General features: G+C 46.2%; 6 protein-coding genes and 1 other annotated feature. Of the genes, 5 read left to right on the top strand and 1 reads right to left on the bottom strand.

The window, feature by feature from the left end:
* From NCCP2222_RS19875 to NCCP2222_RS20935, 4 genes are all read left to right on the top strand, one after another.
* Positions 1-281, top strand: a 281-nt coding sequence (locus NCCP2222_RS19875; RefSeq protein WP_282570742.1) for a 3-oxoacyl-[acyl-carrier-protein] synthase III C-terminal domain-containing protein, incomplete at its 5' end; no start/stop codon positions are given.
* Between the two features lie 65 nt (positions 282-346).
* Complete coding sequence (fabF, locus tag NCCP2222_RS19870; protein WP_248514145.1) at positions 347-1582, top strand: beta-ketoacyl-ACP synthase II; 1236 nt, start codon at positions 347-349, stop codon at positions 1580-1582.
* Positions 1583-1708: 126 nt separating this feature from the next.
* Positions 1709-1957, top strand: coding sequence for a hypothetical protein (locus NCCP2222_RS19865; RefSeq protein ID WP_248514144.1), 249 nt, complete (start codon positions 1709-1711; stop codon positions 1955-1957).
* Positions 1958-2467: 510 nt separating this feature from the next.
* The gene (locus NCCP2222_RS20935; protein ID WP_472908864.1) at positions 2468-2626 is read left to right on the top strand and encodes a hypothetical protein; all 159 of its coding nucleotides are present in this window, start codon (positions 2468-2470) and stop codon (positions 2624-2626) included.
* Here the strand turns inward: NCCP2222_RS20935 and trpS are convergent.
* Positions 2571-3569 carry a tryptophan--tRNA ligase gene (gene trpS / locus NCCP2222_RS19860; protein ID WP_248514143.1) on the bottom strand — a complete coding sequence of 333 codons (999 nt, stop codon included), beginning with the start codon at positions 3567-3569 and terminating at the stop codon, positions 2571-2573. The two genes, NCCP2222_RS20935 and trpS, sit on opposite strands and share 56 nt — an antisense overlap.
* A 46-nt stretch (positions 3570-3615) precedes the next feature.
* Positions 3616-3841 (bottom strand) — a binding site (T-box leader).
* Positions 3842-4025: 184 nt separating this feature from the next.
* Here trpS and NCCP2222_RS19855 point away from each other — a divergent pair.
* Positions 4026-4417, top strand: a 392-nt coding sequence (locus tag NCCP2222_RS19855) for a putative glycoside hydrolase (protein WP_248514142.1), incomplete at its 3' end; no start/stop codon positions are given.

Below are 4417 nucleotides of genomic sequence, written 5' to 3'. Positions count from 1 at the left end.
TCATCGAGAAAGCCGGTTTAGAAAAAGAAGATGTTGATTATTTGATTCCGCATCAAGCGAATATCCGAATTATGGAAGCGTCCCGTGAGCGTTTAGGCTTGCCGGTTGAAAAGATGTCAAAGAGTGTGCATAAATACGGAAATACATCTGCGGCCTCCATTCCGATTTCGCTATATGATGATTTGGCGGAAGGCAGAGTGAAGGACGACGATATTATCGTACTTGTAGGATTTGGCGGCGGTTTGACGTGGGGCGCCCTTTGTATAAAATGGGGTAAATAAACGGACTCTCCGTTATACTGTTGGTAGGAATGAGAGTAATGTAACTGAGAAGAGGAGTTGGAACGATGGAAATGAGACGTGTAGTAGTGACAGGAGTCGGCGCGATATCGCCGGTTGGAAATACAGCGGAAGCTTCTTGGGAAGCAGTAATTAACGGAAAATCCGGCATCGGTCCTTTGACGAGGTTGGATAGTGAACAGTTCCCGGTCAAAGTGGCTGCGGAAGTAAAGGATTTCGATATCGAGGAATACATTCCTCGGAAAGACGCACGTAAAATGGACCGTTTCACGCATTATGCATTGGCAGCATCCATCATGGCAATGAAAGATGCCGAGTTGGAAATAGATGAGGAACTGGCGCCGCGTGCAGGCGTCTGGATCGGTTCCGGCATCGGCGGCATGGAAACGCATGAACAGCAATTCAAGACGTTCCAGGAAAAAGGATATCGCCGGGTCAGCCCATTCTTCGTCCCGATGATGATTCCAGATATGGCGTCCGGCCAAGTATCAATCCATTTTGGAGCAAGAGGCATCAATTCATGTACAGTAACGGCATGTGCATCCGGAACAAACTCCATTGGGGATGCGTTTGAAGTTATTAAGCGTGGAGATGCAGACGTAATGATCACTGGTGGTACGGAAGCGCCGATCACAACGATGGCAGTCGCGGGATTCTGTGCGAACACAGCGCTTTCATTGAATCCGGACCCTGCAACAGCATCCCGTCCGTTCGATAAAAACCGTGACGGATTCGTTATCGGCGAAGGAGCGGGCATCCTCATCCTGGAGGAGTACGAGCATGCGGTCAAACGCGGAGCGAAAATTTACGCGGAAATCGTTGGCTATGGCTCGACGGGAGACGCCCATCATATTACAGCCCCGGCACCAGAAGGGGAAGGCGCAGCCCGCGCGATGAAGCAGGCGCTAAACGAAGCTGGCATCCGTCCAGATCAAGTCGGCTATATTAATGCACACGGCACAAGCACGCCGTACAATGACTTATTTGAAACAATTGCTGCGAAAACAGTATTTGGCGAACATGCGTACAAACTTGCAATCAGTTCTACAAAATCGATGACTGGCCATCTCCTAGGAGCAGCTGGCGGACTGGAAGCGATTTTCACAGTGAAAGCGTTGCAGGAAGGCATCTTGCCTCCAACAACCAACTATGAAACGCCAGATCCGGAATGTGATTTGGACTATATCGTAAATAAAGCACGCAAAGCAGATGTCGAATACGCGATGAGCAACTCTCTTGGCTTCGGCGGACACAATGCATCACTCGTGTTTAAAAAGATATAAGATGAACTGCCGGCGATTTGAAATCGCCGGTTTTTTGATGTTTATTGACTGCGAAAGAGTGGATTTCCCCTAGGCTTAACTGGTAAATGACTTTTTAAGATGATAGTTTAGTACAGGGGGTATGAAATGAAAGAAAAAAAGTGTGATGTATTGATGTGGCTCCAGATGATTTTTGCCTTACTTGTTATCTCAATAGGCCTCTACTGCAGGATAACGGAAAATTATAGCTTGCTGCCTCTCGTTATATTACTTATGAGTGTCATGCTATTTATCATGGGAATCCGCGAATATAAAAAAACACGAAATATATTGTGGGTTATCTTCTCTGTAGGTATTTCTGTAGTTCTATTATCTGTTATTATAGACGCATTTTGAGCAGTTTCAACCACTCATGGAACATGGAGTTGCATAGCAGCTCTTTTTTTATTTCTGGAGGAGCAGCTCATAGTAGAGGGGCTGAAGATAAAAAAAGGTTCGTTAAAGTTTTTGTGTTGGTATTCCACCAACCGCTCGTATAATTGGGGTAACCTCTCGTATATTCCCGCGACCGCTCGTATATTTCAGGAAGAGCTCGTATCTCTTTATGAACGCTCGTATTATACGGCGAACCTCTCGTATCTCTCTGTCAACCGCTCGTATCTCTTCGCTTACCGCTCGTATATTCCATCCCTGTTCACTTTCTTCTAGAACGGCCCTAATTTTCCCGGAAGCAGATCTACTTCATCTGAACTTACTAATTTACAAAAGGCAAACAAAAGAGCCCCCTTCGTCTAAAAGGGAGCTACTTGTACATAGAATAGAAGAAACGGTAAAGGGCGATGATCAGTGACACGTATCTTCTTCTTCCTTATCAGTTATGGACTCATAGTCATTACAGTGACCAATATGATCTTTTATTTGAACTATGTCACATTGGGCCACGGATGGAAACAAGTCATGCTTTTTATCATATCGACTACGGACTTTCTCATTTTTATCGTAGCAACAATTATTTTGATCTTGACCGTTTACGTCCGAGCCCCATCGCCGCCTCCATCTTATTGAGGGTGGCTGTTGCGATGGCGTTCGCTTTTTCGGCGCCTTCATCTAAGTATTGGTCGAGCAATGGGGAGGCGAGAAGCTCCTCGTATTTTTCCTGAATCGGTGCTAAATGCTGAATGACTGCTTCCGCCACTCCGGCTTTGAATGCGCCATATCCCGCACCTTCGTATTTTGTCTCCAAGTCTTGGATCGGAGTTCCGCTTAAGGAAGATTCAATGACAAGTAAGTTAGAAACACCTGGCTTGTTTTCTACATCAAATTTTACGATGCCGTCCGAATCGGTCACTGCGCTTTTGATTTTCTTTTCGATGTCTTTCGGTGTGTCCAAAATAGAAATCGTCCCCTTTTTATTTGGGTCGGATTTGCTCATCTTTTTCAATGGATCTTGAAGGGACTTGATGCGGGCGCCATTTTTCGGTGTGCGCAAGTCCGGGATTGTGAGAACTTCACCGTAGCGGCTGTTGAAGCGTTCGGCCAGATCTCGTGTCAGCTCGACATGCTGCTTCTGGTCATCGCCGACTGGTACGATATCCGTATTATACAGCAGGATATCCGCTGCCATGAGTGGCGGGTATGTCAATAAACCAGAAGAAACGCCTTCTTTTCCGGCAGACTTGTCTTTGAACTGTGTCATCCGCTCCAATTCACCGATATACGAAATGCATTGCATCATCCAGCCGGCTTGTGCATGGGCGGGCACTTCCGATTGGATAAACAGAGTCGCTTTCTTCGGATCAATTCCGCTTGCGATATAGATCGCTGCAAGGGAACGGATTGTTTTAGCCAGCTCCTCGGGCTCTTGCTGAACAGTAATAGCGTGCTGATCGACGATGCAAAACAGACAGTCGTTTGTATGTTGCAGCTCCACAAATTGTCTGAAGGCCCCGATATAGTTCCCTAATGTGACCGTTCCGGTCGGTTGTACGCCTGAAAAAATGGTAGTCATCTTCTTCTCCTCCTTGAAAATAAAAAAAACATCAGCCATCCCTATAAAAAGGGACGACTGATGTTTGATCAACCGTGGTACCACCCGAATTGCCCGAAGGCCTCTCAAGCACCGTAACGTGGTGAGACGTACTTTGCTACGAGGTTAAACAGGCAACCTTTTCACAAAATAAGCTCGGGAGTCCACTTCCTCAAAGTCGGCCGCCTGTTTTCACCATCCACAGACTCTCTGGAAGACCAATGTAAGAGTACTCTCTCCGTCATCGCTTTTCATTTTCTGCGCTCGTGCGCTTCATTTCCAATGATTATAATACGACATTTTATGAATTGCAACAGGGGAATCGTTCGAACCGGGCTAACAGGGGTTTTTCGACATGGATTTTCGGGAATATACAGTTTTTGATACCGTTCTACTAGTCAGTTTGCTAAGATATGAAGATAGGAAGGATGAGAGCCGATGAAATTGATGAAATGGGGATGTGCCTTCTTGCTGACGGCCGCCATGGGGTTCCCCGCAAGCGCGTATGCCGAGGATCAGAAATCCACGGATTTGACGACACGTACATATGGTTTTGATACGTTTGATGAAGCATTGGTATTACAATCACCGTTATTTACATATCAATCCGGTTTGACGTTTGAGTACCCTGATGCTGTCCGGGGCATTTATGTGACGGGGCATTCGGCAGGTGGAGCCCGTTTTGAGCGACTCACCAACTTAATTGAACAAACAGAATTGAATGCCATGGTCATCGATATTAAGGATGATCTGGGTAATCTGACGTATATTCCAGCAGAGGATTCTCCGCTGAAGCAATTAGACATTGGCAAGCCTTATATTAAAGACCC

The sequence above is a fragment of the Sporosarcina sp. NCCP-2222 genome (assembly GCF_023168145.1).
Classification (GTDB): domain Bacteria; phylum Bacillota; class Bacilli; order Bacillales_A; family Planococcaceae; genus Sporosarcina.
The sequence above is the reverse complement of the archived record's forward strand: the minus strand, read 5'-3'. Positions and strand labels throughout refer to the sequence as shown.

Bases quoted from the DNA above. Each gene is read 5' to 3' on its own strand.
- NCCP2222_RS19865 (WP_248514144.1), top strand. From the start codon at position 1,709: ATGAAAGAAAAAAAGTGTGATGTATTGATGTGGCTCCAGATGATTTTT.
- fabF (WP_248514145.1), top strand. From the start codon at position 347: ATGGAAATGAGACGTGTAGTAGTGACAGGAGTCGGCGCGATATCGCCG.
- NCCP2222_RS20935 (WP_472908864.1), top strand. From the start codon at position 2,468: ATGATCTTTTATTTGAACTATGTCACATTGGGCCACGGATGGAAACAA.
- trpS (WP_248514143.1), bottom strand. From the start codon at position 3,569: ATGACTACCATTTTTTCAGGCGTACAACCGACCGGAACGGTCACATTA.